The following is a 25,067-nucleotide window of genomic DNA, read 5'->3' on the forward strand; positions in this document are numbered from 1 at the left end:
CCGTAAGCGCACCCCGGCAACGCAGCTGTCAGGCTCGTTGCCCTTCACACCAAATGGTCATATACCGTCATGAGTTCTGAAGCTGGTCTACCTGTTGCCACACTGGGTAATCCACACTGCTCACCGTAACCGATGTGAAATACGCCGAGCACCCTTTCGCTCGATGTAAGTCCCATCAAGTTCATGAATACGGGATGTTGCTGATAATCATTCATCTTCCAGACGGCGTGTACCCCCTGTTCAGCAGCCAGAATAGAGAATCGTTTGCTCCATGCCTTCGCAGGCAAAACATGATCCTCTGGAGAATTGCCGGGGGCAACCACCACCAAATGAGCTGGGATCGCTTCGGTGTATTGATACGCAGCCCAGCTCCCGTGAGAATCTGCAAGATGAGGCGGATAGCTCTGTCTGACAGCTTCCATATAGAGCTGTCGCCCTTCACCGGAAAACAGCATAAAACGCCAGGGCGCTGAACTCATAACATATAATGATGGATCAGCTTCATCCAGCAACTTTCTTATGACAGCTTGAGGTACAGGCATGGAGCTGAACTCACATGTTCCTGCTCTTCTTTTTCCATTACCGATATCTTGCCTGAATAACGTCGTCACCTGTACTCCCTCCTCCGAAATAAGTGTTATCAACAGCTTCGAGTGTCACATCAACCATGTTTTTTGTGGCTTCGTCCCTTCCGTTCTCCAACGGTCCACTTCTTCATGCACACGGATCTTATCCTTTGAGGTAAAGTGCTCTGATTCTTGCTTCTCGGCTTTGGGAATGCTATCCCGAACAAGACGGATATAATCCATCGAACGCTGTAATGATTGGCGACCTGGTATGTACCTGATCTTCCGCCCTTCCAGCAGACAGTAAATTTCAATCATACCTGGCAACTTGCCAAATGCTTCCCAGCAAAACACACTGACCATATGTTGAAAGGCTTCCACAACGTTGGCATCATGGACCACCATATATTTCTGAACAAGCAGTGCATCCCAGCCTTCCGGCTGCCAAGCCGCCTGAAAGATGACGGATAAAGACATCTGTAAAGAAGGTACTTCTGTTTTCCATTGTTCAAACAAGATCGCAGGCCGCTTCAAGTCATCATTCGCTGCAATGGCCAGGGACAGTTCATCAATCATTTTGTGCTTTACATCCCAGTAATGTAGAACGGAATCAAAACCGTCCGCTTTTCTAGGCCACCATTTTTCGAGTACATATTGAATCGGAATTTCTTTGCGTACGTCAGGGTCCACACTGTAAAAATGATTAATGGCATGGCTCACCGCATATTGCACACGATGTCTCCATTGTAGCGCTGGACGTTGCTCAGCCGAAGGTTCAGGGCGGATAAACCGGTGCGGGCTACGCAACATCTCTTCCAGCTTATAGTCCTCAAGCAAACGTTCAGGGAGCCCATCGCTCCCCTGAGCCTTTGCTGTATAGGCATCACGCTGTAACATTTCGATCAGGATATCTCCGCACCAGCAGTAACAAAACGTCTGCCGAAATCCCGGCATGATTCTTTTTCCTGCTCCAGCGGACTGTATTCAATTTTCAACATCTCTGGTGATACTTCCGCCCCACGTTCCTTCAGCTTCTCCGCTGTTAGATCAACTGCTCCGCAAAATTGTTCATAGGACGTATCTCCGCTTCCGAAGACAGCCGCTCTCTTTCCATGCAAATCAAGCTCATCCAGTTCTTCATAGAAGTCCAGAAATTCATCCGGCAGTTCACCATCTCCCCATGTGTACACACCAATCATAAAGCCCTCATAATTCAAAACTTCTGCGGCATTAAAGTCGGTTACGGATTTCAAGTCAGCTTCATGACCACTTGCTGTAATGCCTTCCACAATGAGTTCCGCAATCTCTTCTGTGTTGCCTGTCATACTGGCGTACGCCACTAACCATTTAGCCATCTATTGTCCCTCACTTTGGTTTCGTTATATGGATTGAATTTCCTTAAATTACGTTTCGCGTCGATTGCATATTGCAATATCAAAATCATAAGTGATAATGATTATCATTGTCAAATTAATTTTATTCAGATCTTCATTTTATGATATGTCGAAATTCGTCGTCTGCACATTGCCTTAATCCCCTGAGGCTAACTGGCGTACAGCCCCTTTTTTGTTGTACAATAGTATCCAAATGAATTTTGAAGGATGGATAAACCACTATGTACGTAGCTAAGAACTGGAAAGACTATGAAGTAATTGATACAGGAGGCGGCGAGAAGCTCGAACGCTGGGGAGATGTCATCTTGCGCAGACCTGACCCACAGATCATCTGGCCACTTGAACAAGAAACCCATGAATGGCGCCAAGCTCACGGTCACTATCACCGCAGCTCTTCTGGCGGCGGAAACTGGGATATGAAAAAGCCCATTCCTGAACGCTGGACGATCGGATATGAAAACCTGAAATTCCATATTAAACCGACAAGCTTCAAACACACCGGCTTGTTCCCGGAGCAAGCTGCCAACTGGAGCTGGATGATGGATAAAATTTCGAATGCAGGACGCCCCATCTCTGTCTTGAATCTATTTGCCTACACTGGCGGAGCAACCGTAGCAGCCGCGTACGCTGGCGCTTCTGTTGTACACTGTGATGCAGCGAAAGGTATGGTCCAATGGGCGAAAGAAAATGTGCAATTGTCCGGACTTGCTGATCGACCTGTTCGTTTCATCACCGATGATGTGTTCAAATTTGTACAGCGCGAACAGCGCCGTGGTAACAAATACGATGCGATTATTATGGACCCTCCTTCTTATGGACGTGGCCCGAACGGTGAAACATGGAAACTGGAGGAAAACCTCTATCCTTTCCTGAAATCCTGTATGACGATTCTTTCGGATAATCCGTTGTTTATGCTAGTGAACTCTTATACCACAGGTATCTCTTCAACGGTATTACGAAACATGCTGACGATGACGATGTCTGCCAAGTATGGTGGAGAGATTACTGCCGGAGAAATCGGATTGCCGATTACACGCAGCGGTCTCGATCTGCCTTGCGGTATTTTGGGCCGCTGGGAGTCCTGATTATGTCTCATGATGTGCAAAAAACTGGAGATATCGAGATTCTGTATGAGGATAATCATCTGTTAGGCATCACAAAACCGGTGAATGTCCCGACGCAGGAAGATGCTTCCGGTGATCCGGATCTGCTCACTTTACTCAAACAGGATCTGAAAGAACGTTATAATAAACCTGGCAATGTATATCTGGGACTGGTGCATCGCCTGGATCGCCCGGTTGGAGGTGCCATGATCTTTGCCAAAACCTCCAAAGCAGCTTCCCGATTGTCCGAAACCGTGCGTGGACGTCATTTCCGTAAAATCTATGCAGCTGTTGTTCATGGCAAGTTGCCAGCACGTCAGGGCACGTTGAAGCACACCCTGCTAAAAGACAGCAAAACAAACACCGTAACCGCTGTACCCAAAGGTACGCCTGGCGGTAAAGATGCGGTTCTAGACTACGAGGTCGTCGGAGAAACCGATCGTTACAGCCTTGTGCATATCGAGCTTCATACAGGTCGCTCCCATCAGATACGTGTGCAGATGAAAGAAGCCGGCTGTCCACTATTCGGAGATCAGAAATATGGCGCCAAAATAAACAAACCGGGGCAACAGATCGCGTTATGGTCTGTCATTGCTGCACTCCCCCATCCTGTCACCAAAGAGGAAGTTGTGCTACAGTCCCTGCCTGCGCGAGAATTTCCTTGGGCTGAATGGCCTATGGATATATACGAAAAAGCTTTCACATTGAAGATATAAACTGCATATAAGCAGATTGGATCAACTAGAAGCAGTAGCTTTCTGCACCTGTAACGTGTCGTTCGGATGCTACATCCGGGCGACACTTTTTTAATCGAAAAATCATATAACAACTCCTTCTATCTGCGTTCAATATTTAATCTTCTAAGACAGGAGCCGATATTCATGACCCCGTTCACACAGCAGGTTGTCGCCATTATTGCTGCGATCCCTGAAGGAAAGGTAATGACGTATGGACAGATTGCAGCCTGCGCTGGAAGCCCAAGGGCGGCAAGACAGGTCGTTCGTATTCTGCACTCTATGAGCCGGAAGGAACGCTTACCCTGGCATCGGGTCGTCAATGCGAAAGGACAAATTGCCATAACCGATGAAGCATCACGCATGATGCAGGAAACCGAGCTTGTCAGTGAAGGTGTGGAATTCCAGCTGGATGGGAGCATCGATCTCCAACGTTTCGGTTATGAACCTGATCCAGATTGGTTACTGCATGATGTGACTTCAATTAAAGATGAAAATGAATGACAGTATATTCTTTCGTTTGCTTAGTGATATGTCATCTGTAAAACAAAAAAAGAGAGCTCTCGTTGCCGTAGAAGATGTGTCCTACTGGCAGCCTGAGAGTTCTCTTTTTTTGTTTATTCGTTATAGATTTCAAGTCTAATTTTAAGCTGTTGCTACTTTTTTGGCTTTTTCTTTCTCTGCGTTTACCGGTTCGGTAGCTGGTTTGGTTTTCTGAATGAAGAAAGCCATAATCAGCGCTGCAATTGTCATAAAGGTGGCTACCGTAAAGGCATAGTTGACACCATAGATGGTTGCATCTGCTGTAGCAGCCAGCACCGCTGTTTTGTTGTTCGGGTCAATTGTACCCGTAGCCATCGTTTCCGCCAGATGCGACTTGAGCTTGCTACTCATGATCGTTACGAGAATCGCTGTACCAATCGCACCTGCCACTGTACGCAGTGTGTTCGACATCGCTGTACCATGAGCATTAAGTCGTTGAGGCAACTGATTCAGACCAGCCGTCTGAATCGGCATCATCAGCATCGACATACCAAACATACGAGCAGTGTAGATAAACATCATATATCCATACGTGGTGTCAATGGCCAAACGGCTGAGTCCCCATGTGGTAACCGCTGTAATAGCCAGACCCGTAACGGAGAGCCAGCGTGCACCGACTTTATCGAAGATGCGACCTGTAATCGGAGACATAATTCCCATTAGGATGGCACCTGGCATCATGAGCAAGCCGGATTCAATCGGTGAGAACCCACGGATATTTTGCAGAAAGATTGGGAGCAAGATCATGCCTGCAAACATAGCCATCGTAACAAGCATATTAATAATGGTTGTTAAGGTATACATGTTGTATTTGAAAATACGGAACTCCAAAAGCGGATGATCGGTCGTCAACTGACGAATAACAAACAGAATCAGGGAAATGACACCAACTACGAGGCAGCTGATGACAACAGCACTTCCCCATCCGTCTGTACCCGCATCACTGAAACCATACAGCAAGCTACCGAATCCGAGTGTGGATAGAATTACGCCAACAGAGTCCAGTTTCGGCTTGGACTGACGTGTTACGTTTTTGACAAATGCAATACCAATCGCTGTTGCGATCACGGAGAATGGCAGAATGATGTAGAATAACAATCTCCAGGAATAGTGCTCAACGATATAACCGGACAACGTAGGACCAATTGCTGGTGCGAGAATCATGGCTATCCCCATCGTTCCCATCGCCTGCCCACGCTTCTCAATCGGGAAAATCGTCAGAAATACCACGGTCATCAGCGGCATCAGAATACCGGCACCCGCGGCTTGAATAACACGACCCACCATAAGAATCGAGAAGTTCGGACTTAGTCCGCAGACTAGCGTACCGATCGTAAATAAGGTCATAGCTGTTATAAAAATTTGCCGTGTTGAAAATTTGGCAATCAAGTATGCCGTAACCGGGATTAACACCCCGTTGACAAGCATGTAACCCGTCGTAAGCCACTGGGCTTTGTTCGGCCCGATGCCGAGATCCTCCATAATTTTAGGAAGAGCCACGTTCATCAGGGTCTGGTTCAAAAATGCCACAAAGGCACCAATTAACAAGGCCGCTACAATGGGGCCTTTCTTGATGTTGTCCATCGCAGAGGACGGAGCTGTAGCAGTTGTTGTGCTCATAAGTTGTTCATCTCTCTTCCTTGTAACTTTTCAATCATCAGACTATGAATGCGAAGCAGGTGCTCTAGATCTTCCTTCGAAATATCCAGTATAGGTGATACACGCTCCATCCAGAGCTGTTGTGTCTCCTGTTGAGCCTTTTCCCCTTTGGCTGTAATCTGTAGTACCACAGAACGGCGATCTGCATCAGATCGTGTCCGTACGATGTACTCGCCTTTCACGAGACGTTCTACTACAGCGCTCATCGAACTACTACCCATATGGCACAGATCAGCAATCTCGTTAATGCCAATTGCAGGTCGCTCCTTAAGGATGGATAACACCATAAACTGGATCGAAGTGAGCTCGATCTCCTTGTTTTCATTCCAGAATGCCCGGAAAAGCATCTGATTCACTTGTCGAAATGAGTTGATAATGTAAAATACCTCGTACGTATCCGTCATTGTTTCACCCTTTTACTTATGGAATATAATATTTCGTACACGAAATATCAGGGGAACAATTACTTATTATAACAAAAATATTTACATAGTCAACTCTTTACATATGATTTTAAGAAAATAATATTAAGACATATTATATTTGATATATACATTATATAAGCAAGCCCAATAGCAGCTAATCAGTTTGGTTGTAGCTTTTCCCTGAGTGATAAGATTATGCACCGTAGTGTAGACCTTCGATGTTGATGTTCTTGTCATCATGTAAAATAAAAAAAACCTCCATTCCACTTTAGGTGAAATAGAGGTTTGATACGGTTAATAAGTTTGAACATAAGATCAGTTTTAGCTTTTGGTTAATATACACGCTCTAGATAAACAAATTATGATTTGCATGATCCGCTTGTCCGAGATAATAACCCACACCGCCAATGACAGCCTGATCGATCAATTCCTCACGTTGTATGCCCATCAGATCCATCGACATCTGACAAGCTACGATCTCAACCCCTTGAGCGATAGCCGATTGCATGAGTTGTTCCAGCGAAGCTACGTTATTTTTTTTCATTAACCCTCGAATCATTTTCGGTCCTGCACCAAACATATTCATCTTGGAGAGTCCCAGCTTCAGACTGTTGCTCGGCAACATCAGATCAAACATACGGGCCATGCCTGTTTTGACAGGTGCCTGCTGCATCTCTTGTTTACGAATCATGTTTAAGCCCCAGAAGGTGAAAAACATCGTAACTTTCCGCCCACTGGCTGCTGCTCCATTAGCAATAATGAAGGAGGCGATGGCCTTATCGAGTTCACCACTGAATACGACCATTGTACTTGCTTTTTCAAGTTGCATTGAACCGCTTGTGACAGGCGAAGTATTCTTGGCCAGAACGGCCTCGATTACCCCGCCCTTATCCCGCTCCAGCTTGAGTACGTCAGACCCCGACATGGTTGCCCAAGCCTTCACATCCTCATAAAATCCTGGATCTGAAGCTTTGACCCGTAGGGTCTGTCCGTCTGCCAACTGATCCATTTTTTGTTTAACCTCGATTAGCGGGCCAGGGCAACTCAAACCACATACATTCAGTTCATTATCAATATGGAGCTCCCTAGATGCATCTTCTCCTGATCCTTTGTTTTCATTTGCATTCCCATTCATCAAAATTCTCCCTTGCTCTTTTTGGGGTTCTACGCCTGCAGGTTTGAATTGTGCCTGACGATACGTCTTGTAACCCCCGCTTAAATTCTTCACCTGATAGCCATGCTGACGTAGAATTTGTGTAGCGGTATAACCACGAAGTCCAACCTGACAATAAACCCAGATTTCTTTGGTTACATCCAGCTCTCCAAGCCGCTGACGAAGCTCATCCACCGGAATGGATAGAGACCCGGGAATGTTACCGTTACGGTGTTCCAGATCACTCCGAACATCCACTAATACGGACTGGGCAGGGTCACGTTCTGCAAGTTGATCATACGTGTAGGAATGCACTCGTTCGTCCAAGATGTTCTCGGCAGCATATCCGACCATATTAACCGGGTCTTTTGCAGAAGAGTATGGCGGTGCATAACTGAGTTCCAGTTCCGTAAGATCTCGTACATTTCCCCCGAAGTGAATCGCCACTGCAATATCATCAATTCGTTTGTCCACACCTTCGTAGCCCACAGCTTGTGCACCTAGAATCTTCCCATCCGGAGCAAAGAGTAATTTCAACGTAACTGCACTAGAACCAGGATAATAGGAAGCATGAGATGCAGGGTGTACGATAACACTTCGATAGTCTTTTTGCATTCGTTTCAGCGTTTTTTCATTAGTGCCCGTAGATGCCCCTGTCAAACCAAACACTTTGATAATCGATGTACCCTGAGTGCCTTTATAGGTGGTGGGAAGACCGGCAATCTGATCCGCTACGATCCGTCCCTGTTTGTTGGCAGGACCGGCAAGGGGAATTGCTGTCTGCGTGCCATGAATGTAATCCTTCACTTCGATGGCATCGCCCACGGCATAAATATGCGGAACACTGCTCTCCATTTTGTCATTAACTATGATGTGTCCGCGTGAACCAAGAGCTAGACCACTGTCCTGCAAAAATGAGGTGTCGGGTATAACCCCAATGGCCAGAATGACCATATCTGCAGATAATATCTTGCCATCGGACAATTCCACACCAATACCTTGATCTAACGTACGGAAGCCTTGAACCCGCTGTGAAAATAAAAGCTTTACTCCATTTTGCTCCATCTCTTGAGCTAGCATAGCTGCCAATTCCGGATCAAACGGGGTTAACAGCTGATCATTCCCCTCAATCAAAGTTACATCCAGTCCAGCTTCCTTCAAATTTTCAGCCATCTCTACACCGATAAACCCACCGCCAATGACAATCGAAGTACTGTTGTTATCAGAACTTATCTGTTCTTTGATTCGATCAATATCAGGAATGTTCCTCACGGTATATATCAATGAATTCTCTTTGCCGGGCAGATCGGGCACAAGTGGACGAGCACCAGGTGACAAAATTAATTCATCATAGTTTTCCTCGTATAAACCACGCTCGGCACTACGTACCTGCACGGTTCGTTTACTTGGATCAACAGCGATAACCTCGCTTTGTGTACGAACATCGATATTGAAACGATCCTCCATCCCCTTCGGTGTCTGTACGAGCAATCGCCCCCGTTCTTCAATCGTACCTCCAATGTAATAAGGCAATCCGCAATTGGCAAATGAGATATATGGGCCTTTTTCAAACATAATAATCTCGGCATGTTCGTCTAGACGACGGAGGCGTGCAGCAGCAGATGCACCGCCTGCTACGCCCCCCACGATTAACACTTTTTTACGTTTATTCATCTTCGCAACCATCCTTTTCAAATAAAATCATGACTAACTGCTCCACACGAGAATCAGCCAGTACGTAATTGACTTCAAGGCCATTTCGCTCCGTGGCAACGATACCCGCACTGCGAAGCTTTTGCAGATGCTGCGACACCGTCGACTGCGGGAGATCCAGACATTCCTGCATATATGAAACATTACATTTTTTTTTGCGCATCAAACCACGGACGATACATAAACGTACGGGATGAGACAGCGCTTTAAGAAACTCTGCTGGCTCGTCAAACTGTTTTAATTGATTCCGATCGAACGCAGGCAACTCCAAAATGATTCCTCCTCAAACGTTATAACGCAATATTACGATATAATGATTTAGTTGTCAATGTGTATTCTTTACAAACCATACTCAACAAAATAAAAAGACAAAAGCATACACCTGGCCCTAATGACCAGAAGTATGCTTATTTATGATCATTGCATTATTCGTTTTGTTTTTTAACATCATCAGATTATTTACTACACTCATTTCACGATCAGATTTTGCTCGTTTAACCTGAACTCGTTAAGGCAGGCTCTTGCGCATTCGTTTTGGGTGCAGTCATTTTCCCAAGCAGATATACAAGCAATTGTTGATTGTGCATCGAGATGTTGCTCAGTACGGAATTCATAAACTCATTGCGGATCGTGATACCACGCGTGGTTTCCATTCTGCCCTTATCGGATAATGAAACCCACACAATCCGCCTGTCCTGATCATCACGAACTCTGCATATGAGGCCATTTTTCTCCATTCGATCCAATAACATCGTTACTGCAGCAGGTGTTGTCGCAAGAAATGGAATCAAATCAGATGGTTTCATCTTTGCATGATCTTCGAGCACCTCAAGTACCGCAAGCTGTGCCTCTGTTAACGAAGGGGCTAATTCCTGATCCATATGCAGTTTATAATCTTTGGTTAATCTGGACCAGCATTTAGCAAAATCGGAATTATACATCGAACATCACTCCTCCTGCAACGGATAATCATTTCATTTGCTTAAGTTTTCGCGCTTCAAAGCCGCATTCCTGCTGCATTTTTTCAATTTCCCAGCGATCGACTGTAATCGACGAAGGTTGTTAAACTTCGCTTGATGATGCACTTCTCATCCGCCCAAGAACAACAAAAAAAGACTCTTCACCCGACAGAATCAGCACTGTCGGCAGAGAGTCTTTTATCTTTTTTAGGAGGTTGTCCCCGGTTGATTCTCATTAAAATCCTGAATAAGCTCGGTAATTTCGTCCTGTTTGTCTACAGGAACAAGTAATTTACCGATGTGTTTACGTTCTGTGAGTGGAACGCTCTCGGATGAGACCGTATGGGCTTGTCCCTCTTTGGTCATCACCGTCAACTGACGTTGCTCTTTACAGTAGAATGCACCTGCAATACGGCTACCATTCGGTTTAACACGTTTACCTTCCTTGAATTCAAAGGTAACCACGCCTTTACCACCACGGCTCTGCGGGGCATAGTCCAGAAGCAAGGATCGTTTACCATAACCGAGGTCACTCAATACAGCTACCTCTCCCTCATCTCCCTCTACCCATAACACAGAGACTACTTCATCCGTATCTTTCAATTGAATACCACGAACACCACCAGAGACACGTCCCATCGGATTCACTTCATCTTCACGGAAACGAATCGCCATCGCTTCTTTGGTAATCAGCATGATATCTTTCCCGCCCGTACTTAGATGTACGGACAGCACTTCATCATCCTTAGCAACCTTGCATGCCGCTACGGCACCCGAGCGCTTTGTAATGTATTCCTTAAGTTCAGTTCGTTTGACCTGTCCCTTGCGGGTTACAAATACCAGACTGTGATCTGGTTCCTCGAACGATTTGATCGCCAGTACACTGGTGATCCGATCATCCTTCGCCAGAGGAATTACATTAACAATGGCGGTACCCGGATCTTTCCACTTAAACTCCGGCACCTGATGCACAGGCAGGAGGAAATATTGCCCTTTTTGTGTGAAGACAAGCAAATTCTCCAATGTATTTACTTCAAGCACCTGGGAGATATAATCTCCTTCTTTTACACCGCTAGCACTTCGCTCACCGCCAGAACGTGTGAAGGACTGCATGCTCGAACGTTTGACATATCCTTCTTTGGACAATGTCACAAATACATCTTCTGCGTTGACCAATACTTCGAGATTAACCTTAAGTTCCTCTACTTCACCCTGAATGGCGGAGCGGCGCTCAATTCCGTACTTCTCTTTGATCTCCAGCAGTTCTTTACGAATGACCCCGATCAGCTTCCGATCACTATCGAGAATCGAGCGTAGCTGTGAAATTTTCTTCATGAGATCATCCAGCTCTTTTTGCAACGAATTAATCTCCAGATTCGTCAAACGATACAATTGCAAGGTGAGAATAGAATCCGCTTGACGTTCCGTGAACCCAAACATCCAGATCAGATTGTTTTGAGCATCTTGACGATTCTTCGAAGCTTTAATCGCTGCGATTACTTCATCCAAAATGTTAAGGGCTTTCACCAGCCCCTCCAGGACATGAGCACGGTCTTCCGCTTTCTCCAGCTCATACTTGGTTCGGAAAGTTACTACTTCGCGTTGGTGAGCAATATAAGCTTCCAGAATCGCTTTTAGACCAAGTTGCTGCGGCGCTTTGTTCACAATCGCGACCATATTGAAGTTGTATGTGACTTGCAGGTCGGTTTTTTTCAGCAAATAAGCCAAAATCCCTTGTGCATCCGCATCTTTTTTCAGCTCAACAACAATCCGTAATCCTTCGCGTCCACTTTCATCCCGAACTTCTGCGATACCTTCAACCTTTTTCTCCAGGCGGATATTTTCCATCGCCGTAACAAGACGGGATTTAACCACCTGATAAGGAATCTCCGTAATAACGATCTGTTGCTTGCCGCCACGCATATTTTCGATCTCGGTTTTGGAACGTATGTAGATTCGTCCTTTACCTGTCCGATATGCATCCAGAATACCGTCGCCGCCCATAATTAAGCCGCCTGTTGGAAAATCAGGTCCCTTGATGAACATCATGATTTCGTCCAGTTCAATGGACGGTTTCTCCATGACAGCAATACAAGCATCAATCGTTTCACGCAAATTATGCGGTGGAATCTCGGTTGCAAAACCGGAAGAAATTCCGCTTACCCCATTGACCAGCAGGTTGGGATAACGGGAAGGTAACACAACCGGTTCCTTGGCTGTATTATCAAAGTTATCTTTAAACAACACGGTGCGTTTCTCAATATCACGAAGCATCTCCATTGCAATAGATGACAAACGAGCCTCTGTATAACGCATAGCTGCAGCCGGATCATCGTCTTGTGAGCCCCAGTTACCGTGTCCGTCTACAAGCATATGGCCCATTTTCCATGGCTGTGCCATTCGTACCATACCTTCATAGATCGAGGAGTCACCATGAGGGTGATAATTACCCATAACGTCTCCTACCGTTTTGGCAGATTTACGATATGGCTTCTCCGGTGTATTGCCCGAGTCGTACATGGCGTAAAGAATACGCCGCTGTACTGGCTTTAATCCATCCCGCACATCGGGAATCGCTCGATCCTGAATAATATATTTGGAGTAGCGACCAAAACGGTCACCAACGACCTCTTCAAGAAAGGCCGGCATAAATTGTTCTGATAGACTCATTCCAAGCACCTTCTATTCTTCGTACTCTGTAAAGTCGACATTCTCTACAATCCAGCGTTTGCGTGGATCCACTTTGTCACCCATCAATGTAGATACACGACGCTCTGCTTTGGCTGCATCCACAATCTCCACTTTCAACATAGCGCGTGTCTCCGGGTTCATCGTTGTTTCCCACAGTTGATCCGGGTTCATCTCACCAAGTCCTTTATAACGCTGTAATTCGACATTATTTCCGAACTCTTTCATATAATTCGCAAGTTCTTCGTCCGTCCAGGCATATCTTACCGTTGCCATTTTGCCGGATTTACGAGTGAGTTTATATAAAGGCGGTTGCGCAATATATACTTTCCCTGCATCAATTAACGGTTTCATGTAACGGTAAAAGAACGTAAGTAGCAACACCTGGATATGTGCGCCATCCGTATCTGCATCCGTCATGATAATGATTTTGGAATAATTGCTGTCCTCTACGGCAAACTCCGTTCCGATTCCTGCGCCTATTGCTGCTGTAATTGCACGATACTCTTCATTTTTCAAAATATCCGCAAGCTTTGATTTTTCCGGATTCAACGGTTTTCCCTTTAACGGCAGAATCGCCTGTATTTTGGAATCCCGTCCTTGCTTGGCTGAACCACCTGCAGAGTCACCTTCCACAATAAACAATTCATTGCGTGTAAAATCTTTCGATTGCGCAGGCGTCAGCTTGCCATTCAAGTTAGAACTTTCACTGCGCTTTTTCCCTGTTCGCATCTCGTCACGGGCTTTCCGCGCGGCTTCTCTCGCTTTGGACGCCTGCACTGCTTTGCGAATCAAGGTCTGTGCGACCTGCGGGTTCTCTTCCAGAAAACGTTGAATATTTTCGGAGACCACTGAATCAACTGCACTTCGAGCAGAAGCACTTCCGAGCTGATCTTTGGTCTGACCGACAAATTCCACTTCAGACATTTTGACGCTAATTACCGCCATCATGCCTTCACGCAGATCATTACCTTCCAGATTTTTATCTTTTTCCTTGATCATGCTGGTACGCCGAGCGTAGTCGTTCATTACACGGGTATAGGCTGCCCTGAATCCGGTCTCATGCGTTCCTCCACCACGGGTCGGGATCGAATTGACAAAGGAAGCAAGTGTTTCTGTATAACCCGCATTATACTGGATTGCCACTTCTACCTCGATATCGTCCTTATCTGCGTAGAAGTGTATAACGTCATGAAGTACATCTTTATTTTCGTTCAAAAACTCAACAAACTGGCTCGCGCCGCCCTCGTACATATATTCATCCTGGTTGCCTGAACGTTCGTCCTTAAGCACAATTTTGAGACCCGAGTTCAGGAAAGCAATCTCCTGAAGGCGTTCTGCCAGTGTATCATAATTCAACTGAATTCCATTCTGAAAAACGCGAATATCCGGTTTAAACGTAACTTTGGTGCCTGTGCGATTGGTATTACCCAATACTTCAAGACCAGTCACGGGTTCTCCTACATGTTCGACGCCTTTTTTGTCCTGCCAATATTCAAAACGTTGACGATGGATCTTACCATCACGGAAAATTTCGACTTCAAGCCACTCTGACAATGCGTTGGTGACCGAAGCCCCTACACCGTGCAGACCACCTGATTTTTTATATCCTGATCCACCGAACTTACCGCCTGCGTGCAAAATCGTAAACACGACCTGGGGAGTGGGAATCCCTGTTTTATGTATACCTGTCGGAATTCCCCTTCCGTTATCCTGAACTGTAATAGAACCGTCCTTATGCAGCGTGATATCGATTTTGGAGCAGAATTTGGCTAGGTGCTCATCGACAGCGTTGTCTACGATCTCCCATACCAAATGATGTAGACCTGAAGTACTGGTGCTGCCGATGTACATCCCCGGCCTTTTCCGAACCGCTACCAGTCCTTCAAGTACTTGAATGTCGTCCGCGTCGTAGCCCGAGGCGCCCTGTCCTCCGCCTGTCGAACCTGCCGACATATCGATTTGCTCGACCATTCATGCTCCCCCTTCTTAACTTGAAACTACAAAAATGCCTGAAATGCAAACAGATGTTTTCTTATCCTTGTCCATTTTAATTCAAGATATCCCGTTTCGTAAAGACAAGGAATGATACAATGAGTGATGCAACGCCCCAAACACTAAGCACAATAAGGGAAAATCCAAGGTTCATGCCTTCAATTGGTGGCAATCCGCCAGACAAATAATCAGGCAGTTCCAGGTTCACCATAAACAAATACTTCGCTGTTTCCCACGAAGCTGCCATGTTGGTTAGAATCGTTCCAGCGATCAGCGCAGCCATCATAATTACGATACTTGCCGCTGTACTGCGAACAAGAACCGATACCATAAACGCCAGCATCGCCACGATGATACTTACAAACCAGATCAAACCTGCTTGCATCAGCATGTACTGCCATTGACTTACCGCATGTACGGCAGACATATCCACTTCGGTGCCAACCACTTTGAATCCAGTGAAGACAGGCATGCCGAAACCTTTGTAACCAAAAACGGCCCCGGATATCCCGTAACAGATCACATAAGCAGAAACGACGATGATCGAAACAAACATGATCAATGTGATCAGTTTGCTTAGAAGCACTTTCCACCGTCTAACGGGGCGAGTCAGCAACATTTTGATCGTGCCTGTTGTCCGTTCTCCTGACACCAGGTCTGAAGCAATTGCCATAATCAAAAGCGGGATAAACAATCCAACGGCATTGTTCATAAATTCCCTTGTAAACGTCACACCGCCTGGTTCTTTGGGATTAATGTTATTTTCCAGATAGTATTGCATCTGCTGGATATAGACGGTTCTATACTTTTTGTATTCCTCGGGAACCCGATCACTGCCTAGTGAGTTCTGATTATCCGTAATCGCTTGTTGTAATTCAAGCCTCCAGTCACCACCGAACTTGTCTTGATTATTCTGAGCCGATTTCATCTGTGCATACGTGAACATCGGAACAAGGATGGCCAGAACGATAAAAATAATATAAAGGCGTTTCTTCTTGACCATTTTAATGGTCTCATTACGAATGAGCGGCATGATATTATTCAATGGATTCACCTTCTGTCATTTTTAAGAATAGTTGCTCAAGTGTAGGCTGAATCCGTTGTACGCCCTCAACCTGAATGCCTGCTTCAACCATCTGCTGTACCAGCTCCGGTATACGTTCTTCATGCATCTCGGCAACAACAGCATTCGCACCGAGCCCTGCAACAATCGTATCATCCATGACATCACCGGGGCGGCTAACCAGCGTAATCCCCTTATCAAGTAAAAGCTGACGGCCTGCATCAAAAGGTGTAAGATGCCATATCGCCACCTTGGAATGGTCTTCGATCAGTTCATTCACACCACCAACTGCGAGCACACGGCCGGTACTGATTATGGCTACCCGATCACAGAGAAGTTGAATTTCACTTAACAAGTGACTGCTGACGAACACTGCCATCCCCTCACTGGCGAGCTGTTTGATAAATTCACGTAACTCTTTAATCCCTTTGGGATCAAGTCCATTCGTTGGTTCATCCAGAATCAGCAACCGTGGTCTTCCAAGTAATGCCTGGGCAATTCCGAGCCGCTGGCGCATACCTAGTGAGTAGGTTCTAACTTTATCATGAATACGTTGATCCAGACGCACAATATTGACCACTTCCTGAATACGGTCATGATCAACGCCTGGTTGCATCCGGGCAAAGTGCTCCAGGTTTTCCCACCCGGTCAAATATGTATATACCTCAGGATTTTCCACGATGGAACCGACATATTTGAGCGCTCGTTCGGGATCACGATTCACGTCGTAACCACAGACCGAAATTTTTCCTTCTGTAGGTTTAATCAGATCAACCAGCATACGAATCGTTGTCGTTTTCCCCGCACCATTCGGCCCCAAAAAACCGAAAATTTCACCAGGTTTGACATCAAAAGTGACGTCTTTGATAATCCATTTCCGTCCAATTTTTTTCTTCAGGTGTTGTACGGACAAGACGGAATCATACTGCTTCTCTGCCATTTATTTCGCGCTCCCTTCTGCCGGTTTATTCCCTTTATATTCCTGTGCAATGCGAACGGCCATCTGCTGATAACCTTGTCCATTCGGATGGAAGTGATCAGATGAAAGATACTCGTCCAGATGATTCTCAAACAGATCAAAGGTTGGCACAAGTGTCATGTTATCTTCATTGTTCAAGATGGACATCGCCGCGTCATTCCAGGCTGCAACAACAGCATTGCCCGGCTTCTCCAGTTCCTTCACATTACCAAACGGATTATATAATCCGATATATGCAATCTGAGCATTCGGATTGATTTCTTTCACTTTCTTCAAAATTTCCTGTAGACGTTTGGATGTCTCCGGCAAGGCGGCAGCCAGTTTCTCGGCTGTTGGCGGGTCTTCACCTTGAAGAACCTGTCCACCTTGAAACAGGTCATTCGCACCGATAGAGAGTAAAATAAAGTTGGATTGTTGCAAAACATATTGAACCCCTTGTTCATCCAGCTTTTTTAACAACGCATCTGTTCGCAGACCGTTTACACCCAGATTGTTAAGTACCTGTACATCATGACCCTCATCTTTGAGCAGATTAGCCGCCCGTCTAACAAATCCAAGTCCTTCATCATCCCCCGTTCCTCTTGCAAGGGAATCGCCAATGACAGCCATTCGGATTTTGCCGTCTTCTACAATCGCTTTATTGCCCCCATTTTGAGCATCTTTAGCTGGAGCCGCAGCCTTCTGTCCCTCATTTAACGTTGAATCCCCTTGCGGAAAAATAACATCTTTTATGGCGTAAGCAAATCCAAATATCAATAGCAGTGTTGCTACTATGGATATCGTGCTTACACTTCTCCAGATCCAAGGCGCTGAATCAAGATTTTTGTTCTTTTTCATCCATCACATCTCCAGTCAGTTACAAATAATTTATAATGGCTTTCACATCAAGATATTGCTTATTCTAAATAACATAAGTCTTCTGTCGTTAATTTGCAAATTTTGCTGTTATATTCGGAAAGCAGCCATTTCCACAACTCAAAAAATGGAAAAAAGCCATAGTACACACAGCTTTTCGGCTATGTGCACATATGACTTCTTTTATTATAAAATAAGTTATATATTATTCATTTCCAACTCTTATTTACCGATAAACTCTTGAGCCCAATATCCGTTATAGTAGCCTACACCAATTTGCGTAAAGTTTTTGCTCAGGATGTTTGCACGGTGACCCGCACTGTTCATCCAGGCTGTTACAACTTCCTGAGGTGTTTTTTGACCTTTAGCGATATTTTCACCAGCGTAGCTGTACGTTACTCCGAATTGTTTCATCATGTCAAACGGAGAACCGTACGTTGGAGACTGATGATCAAAATAGTTGTTGTTGCTCATATCTTTTACTTTTGCCATAGCGACCTTGTCCAAAAGAGCGTCGGATGTCAATGCACCAAGACCTGCTTTGGCACGTTCAGCGTTCACAAGTTTCACCACTTGTGTAGCAAAATCGGATTGTGTGCTTTGTGTGCCACCGTTATTACCTGTGCTTGAAGGATCTTTAGCTGGTGTGGTCGTAGCTGGTTTTTCTTCTTGTACTGGTTTCGCAGGTGTGCTTGGTTGTTCAGGCTTGGTTACAGGCTGCGTTGTTGGTTGCTCAGCTGTTTGACCTTCCGAGACTTTGTATCCGTTTTGTTTCAGCCATTGCTCAATATAAGCTTTCAAGCTATCCGCATTGACCACTTTATACGTTGTAACCGTCGTTGCTTTATATGTTGAATCTGCAGCAGACGCGGAGGCAGGAAGCATAATCCCTACGGCGAGTGCAGCTGTCAGACTGCCTGTCACAACTTTTTTCATCCAGTTCTTCTTCAAATTCATTCATCTCCTTAGAATTAATTATTACAACTTTGTAATGTCTACTCTAGGAGTATATCAATTCATTAGGAGATTGTGAACCCGTAAATACTGGAAAAATGACTTTTTTGTCATTATTGATTGTTTCAAAGCAACCTTGGACAGTTTATATATATAGGCTCTACGCTCGGCCTTATAAGTCACAAATAACGGAGTTCCTAGTGTGTCTTTTCAATAAAATGATGTACACACCATATAAAAAAAAGGCACTCAGTCAAGTTTTCACTTGCTGAATGCCGTTTCATCTATTATAAAAGAACTTTACTGAAACGATAGCCTTTTTTCTGGAAGCCAATATGCTCATAGAAGGAATACGTCGTTGAAGTTACTTCACGATTCGCCCCAGTGACAAACAATTGCTTACCACCTTGCTTTTTGCCCCAGTCTTCAGCACGAGCCATTAAACGGCGACCAATTCCGCTACCGCGATGTTCCTGACCTACGATCAACGAAGTAATCTGGGCAGCAGGTTCCGGATAGGCATGACTTTGAACACATTGCAAGCCAATCACACCAATAATCTGTTCATCCACTTCGGCAACGAGCATGCACGCGTTCGGATTGCTCTCCAAACCTTCAATGCGTTCTTTCATTACATTGGTGGTTGTCGGATAGCTGACCTCTCGCATCAATCCTGTTACCGCTTCAGCATCTCGCAGTTCACACTCTCGGATCATCAGTACAGGGGCCTCCACATTATTGGACATGATTTACCTCCACTTTCAGCATATTTGCGGCTTGAACCGCTGTTTTACGAGCTTCTTCCACATCTGTTCCAGCACTAAGGGCTACAGCCATTCGGCGTCCTTGTTTCGTTTCAGGTTTGCCAAACACACGAACCTGAGTACGAGGTAATGCAAGTGCATCTTCAATTCCACCTATGGTGAAATCAGATGTTTCGACATCGGCCTTCAGCGTGGCTGAGGCTCCTGGTGTCAGCAAATGTACTTCTGTGACGGGAAATCCAAGAATGGCACGCACGTGAAGCGCGAACTCTGAATTATCCTGTGTAACCATCGTGACCATACCTGTATCATGTGGACGTGGCGAGATTTCACTAAATACCACTCCATCAGCTGTGAGAAAGAGTTCAACGCCAAAAAGGCCGTACCCGCCGAGCTCATCCGTAACCGTTTTTGCGATGTGACAAGCTTGCTTCCATTGCTCCGATGTCATCGCATGAGGTTGCCATGATTCGACATAATCCCCATCTTTTTGAATATGACCGATCGGCGGACAAAATACAGTGCCTGATGCCGATCTGACGGTAAGTAGCGTAATTTCACTCTCAAACTTCACAAAGCTTTCCACGATAACACGAACAGACTTGCCTCTCGCTCCCGAAAGAGCTATGTCCCAGCAGTTTGCTGCATCATCCGGTATACGGCATACACTCTGGCCTTTACCAGATGAACTCATCAATGGTTTGATAACACAAGGTGTACCTAGTTCACGAACAGCCTCTTGCAACTGTTCTAAACTATCCGCAAAGAGATAAGCGGCTGTAGGGAGATTCAATTGTTCGGCCGCCAGACGACGAATGCCTTCACGATCCATAGTCAAACGAGCGGCACGGGCCGTTGGCACGACACAAAAGCCTTCTTCCTCAAGTTCCAGCAATGCTTCAGTAGCAATGGCTTCAATCTCAGGTACGATGTAATGCGGTTGTTCCTTACGGATCAATTGTTTCAATGCCTCGCCATCTAACATGTCGATGCAGTAAGATCGATGTGCGACCTGCATGGCCGGTGCGTTCTCATAACGATCAACAGCGATTGTTTCCACACCGAGACGTGCAGCCTCAATCACGACCTCTTTACCCAATTCTCCGCTGCCTAGCAGCAGCATTTTTTTGGCTTGAGCCGAAAAAGGAGCACCCCACATGTTCTTTCCAATCCTCCCAAAGAGAAATCTTCTATATCTGTCTCTCTATTTTCGGGGTTTTGGTTAAAGATTGCAAGAGTACTCCCTATTTTTCTTGTGAATTTTACAAGATTTTTTGTGTTTTTTCGATCAAATTTTACAAATTACATTCTTGGATTCGATACTCTTTCCATTCCTCCCATTTTTAAGGATATAAAAATTAAAGAAGCATACAACCTAATTTTTCCTTTTTTATAATTTATCCTTTTAATAAGTCACTTTTCTCCAAATCACGATTTTTCTCCCGAAACAGTTCATTATGGGACGAAACGTAGGCCATTCCAGCTGCCGTTGGTTCAACGTATGTTTTGGCACTGTTGACCGCAACAATCGCATCATTAAAAGCTCCTGCGATCAAACGCACTTTGCCTTCGCGTATCGCACAGTCTCCTGCTGTAAAAATACCAGGTATATTGGTTTCACCCCGTTGGTTCATGGCAATCATCCCTTCATCCATATCCAGACCGCAGCGGGCAAGATTGCTTGCTTGACTCGTATAACCATGGCTTACGATGATCTCATCGACTTCTAGTTTTATGTTTTCACCTGTAGCCACATTGGATATGGCAACTTGGTGTATACATTCTCCATTGCCATACAAGCGATCAATCTTAAAGGGTGTGAGCACTTTCGTCCTGCTTTTCATCTGTTTCACATTATGCTCCATTGCACGGAACGCATCCTGTCTATGAACTACGGTTACCGTGTCAGCCAAGTCCGCAAGTTCAAGAGCCCAATCCACGGCGCTATTGCCACCGCCCGAGATTAATACTTTTTTTTCAGCAAAATAGTTCAGATTCTGTACCGTATAATGCAAGTTACTCCGTTCATAATGATGTGCACTGTCCAGTTCAAGTTTCTGCACCTCGGCGATCCCCCGACCAATGGCAACAATGACACTCCTCGTATAATGCACCTCACCTGTAAGTGTGTGTAATGCAATTACTCCATCGTCCCGCCGGGTTATTGCATCAACACTCTGGCCGAACACCAGATTCGGTTCGAAAGTACCCGCTTGCTGAACAAGCCAGTCGATCAGCTTGGCACATTTCATTGGGGGTAATCCGCCCACATCCCATATCGTTTTATCAGAATACGTGTGCAGAAAACCACCTAACTGATCCTTTCCTTCAATCAGCTTCACTTTCATTTCACGCATGCCTGCATAAAAAGCCGCATACATTCCTGCTGGACCACCGCCAATAATCGTTACATCAAAAATATCCTGATCATGCATGACTTAACACCTCCTATCTTATGTTCACCGCTCATATTAACCACAAGGTATCGAAGCCATTTCCAGATGTTTATTTGTTTTTCTCTTCAAAAGCAGCTACAAGATCATCGATTGCATAATTATCTGACATCGGTGCCATTCCAAGATTGAACCACTCTTTGCCGCCTACGAGATACACATGATTGTTTTTAACAGCCTTCAGGTTTTTCCAGATGGATGTACTCATCATGTCATTATATTTCTTCTGAATTTCCGGATTTTCCTCATCATCAAGCTGGATAATCAGGTGATCTGCATCGTATTCTGGCAATACTTCCATCGAAATGGACAGTCCGGTTTCATCTTTTGGAAAATTGCTCACAGGTTTTAAACCCAACCGTTTGTGGACAAAAGCACCCCGAGAAAGATTGGGACCATTCAAAACAATCTCTTTCTCCATCACTCGCGCATATAACACCGTTTCATCACCGATGAGGCTGTGCAGCTTGTCTGCTCCTTCTTTTTCATGTTGCTTAAGATCTTCCAAAACCTGTTTGGCCTCTGTTTCCTTGCCAAAAACCGCAGCGATATCCTGTAGTTCTTCAGGCCATTCTTCACGCTCTGGCAGAAGCACCGTCGGTGCAATACTTGAAAGCTGATCATAATCCTTCTTCGACCACCATGCAGGTGCTATGATCAAGTCCGGATTCGCCTCCAGGATCGCTTCAAAATTGGGTGTTTTCGCAATCCCCATCTTCATTGTATTTTTGAAAGGCTCCTGCAAATACTTAGGGAAGTCCTCATGATAATTTTGAACAGCTACCGGAACAATACCGAGTGAATATAACAGCTCCGGGTATACAACAGATAACCCAACCACACGCTTAGGAGACTTGGGAATCGTGATTTCGCCCATCTCGGTCTGAACGACTTTCACTTCACCTTTGTCATTCGTTGTATTCGTTGCGGCGCTGGATGAGCTTTTTTCGCTCTCTCCAGAAGCAGAAGTGTCTGGCCCAGCAGCCATCCCACATGCACCCAGTAATAACACCATTAACAAGACACCTATAAGAACCCACCATTTTGACTTCACTTCTTATGTACCTCCTATATATGAAAAGATATGATAAGCACCAATCAATAATAATTATCATTATCAATTAGACATAGGAGTAGTATATTAAATAACGGCGTTCCAAGATATTGACGATTCAGACTTTATCTTATGGACGATGTCGCCACAACTTTAACACTTCATCCAGCATCAATTCATGGGTAAAGGCCGTATAATCCAGCAGAACACTAGGGATCAACATATCGATGCAGTCATTTTGAGCCGCTTTTGTCGCCATCCATACCTCTGACTGTTGAATTTTTGCCCACGTCTGTCTTGATTCCTCGTCTTCACTCACAATAAGCAATGCCCTATCAATGGTTAATTCCGCTAGATCACCGATATTAAAATGCGGCTTATGCCAAATATACTCCATACCCTCTGGCGCCCTTAACTGCATATCGTTATAAAACACCGAAGCGATGGTTTGCGGATTCATAACCTGTATTTCCGTACCATGCACACGAAGCACGATTAACCGGTCTTGACGCACCTGCTTGGATAGCTGTGATCTAATTACGTCAGCCTTTTGTTCATATCTTTCGAGCCACACCTCAGCCGCCTCAAACCGATTCATAAATTCAGCTACCGTTCTCAGATGATCCCGCCAATCTCCTTCCGACTGAGTTAACACACAAACAGGTGCGATTGAACTTAAACGCTGCATCATACTCTCAGACATTTCCTCACGAACAGCGACAATATAATCAGGACGAATCGCTTCTAATTGCTGCAAACAGCCATGCTCATTATCGATCAGAGGTATTACCTTATCTGTTTGGTATTTTCGTCTGTAATACGCTGTCCAAGGATGACTAGCTTGAGCAGCGGCAGGAATAATCTGGAGGGCCAGTAATGTTCCAATGCCAAGCGAGTGAACCGCAGCAATACGTTGCTTGCTATTTTGTATAAAAGCTGCTGGCGGGAGACCTGTAATTTGCTTGAATTTTCGGCGGAAGTACATCTCGTCTTGAAACCCTACGCAAGCTGCAATTTCCTTTAGCCTTGGACTATGATCATTCCTCATCATGATCTGAGCCTGTTTGATCCGGTATATTGTCAAATAATCCATTGCGCTACAGCCATACATTTTCTTAAACAACCGCATGAAATGACGAGAACTCATTCGTGCAACCTCAGCCAAATCCTGGATTGTTATTTTTTTCATATACTGCTGTTCGATATAATGTCTAACTTGTTCAATAGGTAATGCTGGTTGGTGGGACTGTACATAAACCATATCATTAAAAATCTTATACAATAGCTCCTGAAAACGAATCTGACCTAAAAAATGCTGCAGCCTGTCTTCCCCACGGATCAGCTGCTCGATTTCCTGACATAACAAATTCACGGCAACCGGTGAGCTACATTGAATCACACGACCATTCGTCTGCGTACACACTTGCTTCATCATCCCCAAAGCGGATACTACGTTTGAATTTGACTGTTCGCCTAAAAAAACGTTAAATCTGATCTGATAGAGTCCTCCTGCTTCTTTTCCCCTAAGCTCTGCTTCAATCAGTTGTCCAGGCAGACCTAGATATACTGCTCCGCTCCGAAGTTCAATAAACTGACCGTCCACCGTAAGCCATCCTTCACCATCAGTAATAAATAGTAACAGATAACGATCCAGGAAGTGTTTTCCGAGACGCCAGTTTGATTCAGAATGACTTGTAACTGCTGACTCCAATTCAACCAACTTGAAATGCAGCAGATCCAGCTGATCAAAAGATGTATATAAATTAGCCTCATCGGTGGCTTTCATCTGCATATTTTCCTCCACATATCTCTATTGTGCTTCCCTCAATTATTTAAAATATAACATAATTTCGTTATTCATTTTTGAACAATAAAAACGATTCATCTTGCACTCAAGTTGATCCAGGAATGCCCAATGATTATATTCAAAAAAACACTTCAGCCTTTGTCTCAGTGTTCTCATCAGGACCGTCCGATGAAAGGGTCACCCAAACAAAATAAGCTGAAGTGTCT

Annotated in this window: 22 protein-coding genes; 3 read left to right on the top strand and 19 right to left on the bottom strand. The window is 45.0% G+C overall.

Features of this window, described 5'->3' with window-relative positions:
- Positions 1 to 44: 44 nt before the first annotated feature.
- The 3 genes from ACT89M_RS17385 to ACT89M_RS17395 are packed head-to-tail and all read right to left on the bottom strand — an operon-like array spanning position 45 to position 1,921.
- A complete protein-coding gene (locus ACT89M_RS17385; RefSeq protein WP_154957536.1) occupies positions 45 to 611 on the bottom strand; it encodes a nitroreductase family protein in 567 nt (188 codons plus the stop codon).
- A 45-nt stretch (positions 612 to 656) separates the two neighbouring features.
- The gene (locus tag ACT89M_RS17390; protein WP_253493596.1) at positions 657 to 1,520 is read right to left on the bottom strand and encodes a hypothetical protein; all 864 of its coding nucleotides are present in this window, start codon (positions 1,518 to 1,520) and stop codon (positions 657 to 659) included.
- Positions 1,469 to 1,921 carry a flavodoxin gene (locus ACT89M_RS17395; RefSeq protein ID WP_221788235.1) on the bottom strand — a complete coding sequence of 151 codons (453 nt, stop codon included), beginning with the start codon at positions 1,919 to 1,921 and terminating at the stop codon, positions 1,469 to 1,471. Before ACT89M_RS17395 ends, ACT89M_RS17390 begins: the two co-directional genes overlap by 52 nt.
- A 260-nt stretch (positions 1,922 to 2,181) precedes the next feature.
- Here ACT89M_RS17395 and ACT89M_RS17400 point away from each other — a divergent pair, with 260 nt between their 5' ends.
- The 3 genes from ACT89M_RS17400 (at position 2,182) to ACT89M_RS17410 (ending at position 4,301) form a co-directional block, all read left to right on the top strand.
- The gene (locus ACT89M_RS17400) at positions 2,182 to 3,045 is read left to right on the top strand and encodes a class I SAM-dependent methyltransferase (protein ID WP_090917045.1); all 864 of its coding nucleotides are present in this window, start codon (positions 2,182 to 2,184) and stop codon (positions 3,043 to 3,045) included.
- Between the two features lie 2 nt (positions 3,046 to 3,047).
- Positions 3,048 to 3,779, top strand: coding sequence for an RluA family pseudouridine synthase (locus tag ACT89M_RS17405; RefSeq protein WP_253493594.1), 732 nt, complete (start codon positions 3,048 to 3,050; stop codon positions 3,777 to 3,779).
- 165 nt (positions 3,780 to 3,944) lie between these two features.
- On the top strand, positions 3,945 to 4,301 hold the full coding sequence (locus ACT89M_RS17410) for an MGMT family protein (protein WP_154983637.1): 357 nt from the start codon (positions 3,945 to 3,947) through the stop codon (positions 4,299 to 4,301).
- A gap of 141 nt (positions 4,302 to 4,442) precedes the next feature.
- Here ACT89M_RS17410 and ACT89M_RS17415 read toward each other — a convergent pair whose 3' ends face one another.
- The 16 genes from ACT89M_RS17415 to ACT89M_RS17490 all read right to left on the bottom strand — a co-directional run bounded on the left by ACT89M_RS17415 (position 4,443) and on the right by ACT89M_RS17490 (position 24,846).
- Positions 4,443 to 5,960: a DHA2 family efflux MFS transporter permease subunit gene (locus tag ACT89M_RS17415; protein ID WP_253493590.1), complete on the bottom strand. Its 1,518-nt coding sequence runs from the start codon at positions 5,958 to 5,960 to the stop codon at positions 4,443 to 4,445.
- Positions 5,957 to 6,403: a MarR family winged helix-turn-helix transcriptional regulator gene (locus tag ACT89M_RS17420; RefSeq protein ID WP_253493588.1), complete on the bottom strand. Its 447-nt coding sequence runs from the start codon at positions 6,401 to 6,403 to the stop codon at positions 5,957 to 5,959. Before ACT89M_RS17420 ends, ACT89M_RS17415 begins: the two co-directional genes overlap by 4 nt.
- Positions 6,404 to 6,770: 367 nt before the next feature.
- Positions 6,771 to 9,251, bottom strand: a complete 2,481-nt coding sequence (locus tag ACT89M_RS17425; RefSeq protein WP_487344766.1) for an FAD-dependent oxidoreductase — start codon at positions 9,249 to 9,251, stop codon at positions 6,771 to 6,773.
- Positions 9,244 to 9,561 carry an ArsR/SmtB family transcription factor gene (locus ACT89M_RS17430; protein ID WP_123066091.1) on the bottom strand — a complete coding sequence of 106 codons (318 nt, stop codon included), beginning with the start codon at positions 9,559 to 9,561 and terminating at the stop codon, positions 9,244 to 9,246. Before ACT89M_RS17430 ends, ACT89M_RS17425 begins: the two co-directional genes overlap by 8 nt.
- A gap of 223 nt (positions 9,562 to 9,784) precedes the next feature.
- Positions 9,785 to 10,231 carry a MarR family winged helix-turn-helix transcriptional regulator gene (locus ACT89M_RS17435; protein WP_154890571.1) on the bottom strand — a complete coding sequence of 149 codons (447 nt, stop codon included), beginning with the start codon at positions 10,229 to 10,231 and terminating at the stop codon, positions 9,785 to 9,787.
- 225 nt (positions 10,232 to 10,456) lie between these two features.
- Complete coding sequence (gyrA, locus tag ACT89M_RS17440) at positions 10,457 to 12,919, bottom strand: DNA gyrase subunit A (protein WP_308723378.1); 2,463 nt, start codon at positions 12,917 to 12,919, stop codon at positions 10,457 to 10,459.
- A gap of 12 nt (positions 12,920 to 12,931) precedes the next feature.
- Positions 12,932 to 14,911, bottom strand: coding sequence for a DNA topoisomerase IV subunit B (parE, locus tag ACT89M_RS17445; RefSeq protein WP_090917064.1), 1,980 nt, complete (start codon positions 14,909 to 14,911; stop codon positions 12,932 to 12,934).
- 76 nt (positions 14,912 to 14,987) lie between these two features.
- Complete coding sequence (locus ACT89M_RS17450; RefSeq protein ID WP_090917066.1) at positions 14,988 to 15,977, bottom strand: ABC transporter permease; 990 nt, start codon at positions 15,975 to 15,977, stop codon at positions 14,988 to 14,990.
- Positions 15,970 to 16,935 carry an ABC transporter ATP-binding protein gene (locus tag ACT89M_RS17455; RefSeq protein ID WP_154890573.1) on the bottom strand — a complete coding sequence of 322 codons (966 nt, stop codon included), beginning with the start codon at positions 16,933 to 16,935 and terminating at the stop codon, positions 15,970 to 15,972. Before ACT89M_RS17455 ends, ACT89M_RS17450 begins: the two co-directional genes overlap by 8 nt.
- A complete protein-coding gene (locus ACT89M_RS17460; RefSeq protein WP_154890574.1) occupies positions 16,936 to 17,811 on the bottom strand; it encodes a GDSL-type esterase/lipase family protein in 876 nt (291 codons plus the stop codon). It lies immediately after the preceding gene.
- Positions 17,812 to 18,051: 240 nt separating this feature from the next.
- Positions 18,052 to 18,780 (bottom strand): CAP domain-containing protein, encoded by a 729-nt coding sequence (locus ACT89M_RS17465; RefSeq protein WP_260510802.1) that lies wholly within the window; start codon positions 18,778 to 18,780, stop codon positions 18,052 to 18,054.
- A 290-nt stretch (positions 18,781 to 19,070) separates the two neighbouring features.
- Positions 19,071 to 19,529, bottom strand: a complete 459-nt coding sequence (locus ACT89M_RS17470; protein ID WP_090917074.1) for a GNAT family N-acetyltransferase — start codon at positions 19,527 to 19,529, stop codon at positions 19,071 to 19,073.
- A complete protein-coding gene (purT, locus tag ACT89M_RS17475) occupies positions 19,519 to 20,706 on the bottom strand; it encodes a formate-dependent phosphoribosylglycinamide formyltransferase (protein ID WP_145331682.1) in 1,188 nt (395 codons plus the stop codon). The genes ACT89M_RS17470 and purT overlap by 11 nt, the downstream gene beginning before the upstream one ends.
- Before the next feature lie 238 nt (positions 20,707 to 20,944).
- On the bottom strand, positions 20,945 to 21,982 hold the full coding sequence (locus ACT89M_RS17480) for an NAD(P)/FAD-dependent oxidoreductase (protein ID WP_308723379.1): 1,038 nt from the start codon (positions 21,980 to 21,982) through the stop codon (positions 20,945 to 20,947).
- Positions 21,983 to 22,052: 70 nt separating this feature from the next.
- Positions 22,053 to 23,054, bottom strand: coding sequence for an ABC transporter substrate-binding protein (locus ACT89M_RS17485; protein ID WP_154983643.1), 1,002 nt, complete (start codon positions 23,052 to 23,054; stop codon positions 22,053 to 22,055).
- Between the two features lie 130 nt (positions 23,055 to 23,184).
- A complete protein-coding gene (locus ACT89M_RS17490; protein ID WP_308723380.1) occupies positions 23,185 to 24,846 on the bottom strand; it encodes an AraC family transcriptional regulator in 1,662 nt (553 codons plus the stop codon).
- Positions 24,847 to 25,067 lie beyond the last annotated feature (221 nt).

The organism is Paenibacillus sp. NN59 (assembly GCF_057597225.1).

Coding starts and splice junctions, on each gene's coding strand:
- ACT89M_RS17390 (WP_253493596.1), bottom strand. CDS start 1,520: ATGCCGGGATTTCGGCAGACGTTTTGTTACTGCTGGTGCGGAGATATC.
- ACT89M_RS17395 (WP_221788235.1), bottom strand. CDS start 1,921: ATGGCTAAATGGTTAGTGGCGTACGCCAGTATGACAGGCAACACAGAA.
- ACT89M_RS17400 (WP_090917045.1), top strand. CDS start 2,182: ATGTACGTAGCTAAGAACTGGAAAGACTATGAAGTAATTGATACAGGA.
- ACT89M_RS17405 (WP_253493594.1), top strand. CDS start 3,048: ATGTCTCATGATGTGCAAAAAACTGGAGATATCGAGATTCTGTATGAG.
- ACT89M_RS17410 (WP_154983637.1), top strand. CDS start 3,945: ATGACCCCGTTCACACAGCAGGTTGTCGCCATTATTGCTGCGATCCCT.
- ACT89M_RS17415 (WP_253493590.1), bottom strand. CDS start 5,960: ATGAGCACAACAACTGCTACAGCTCCGTCCTCTGCGATGGACAACATC.
- ACT89M_RS17420 (WP_253493588.1), bottom strand. CDS start 6,403: ATGACGGATACGTACGAGGTATTTTACATTATCAACTCATTTCGACAA.
- ACT89M_RS17425 (WP_487344766.1), bottom strand. CDS start 9,251: ATGAATAAACGTAAAAAAGTGTTAATCGTGGGGGGCGTAGCAGGCGGT.
- ACT89M_RS17435 (WP_154890571.1), bottom strand. CDS start 10,231: ATGTATAATTCCGATTTTGCTAAATGCTGGTCCAGATTAACCAAAGAT.
- gyrA (WP_308723378.1), bottom strand. CDS start 12,919: ATGAGTCTATCAGAACAATTTATGCCGGCCTTTCTTGAAGAGGTCGTT.
- parE (WP_090917064.1), bottom strand. CDS start 14,911: ATGGTCGAGCAAATCGATATGTCGGCAGGTTCGACAGGCGGAGGACAG.
- ACT89M_RS17455 (WP_154890573.1), bottom strand. CDS start 16,935: ATGGCAGAGAAGCAGTATGATTCCGTCTTGTCCGTACAACACCTGAAG.
- ACT89M_RS17460 (WP_154890574.1), bottom strand. CDS start 17,811: ATGAAAAAGAACAAAAATCTTGATTCAGCGCCTTGGATCTGGAGAAGT.
- ACT89M_RS17470 (WP_090917074.1), bottom strand. CDS start 19,529: ATGTCCAATAATGTGGAGGCCCCTGTACTGATGATCCGAGAGTGTGAA.
- purT (WP_145331682.1), bottom strand. CDS start 20,706: ATGTGGGGTGCTCCTTTTTCGGCTCAAGCCAAAAAAATGCTGCTGCTA.
- ACT89M_RS17480 (WP_308723379.1), bottom strand. CDS start 21,982: ATGCATGATCAGGATATTTTTGATGTAACGATTATTGGCGGTGGTCCA.
- ACT89M_RS17490 (WP_308723380.1), bottom strand. CDS start 24,846: ATGCAGATGAAAGCCACCGATGAGGCTAATTTATATACATCTTTTGAT.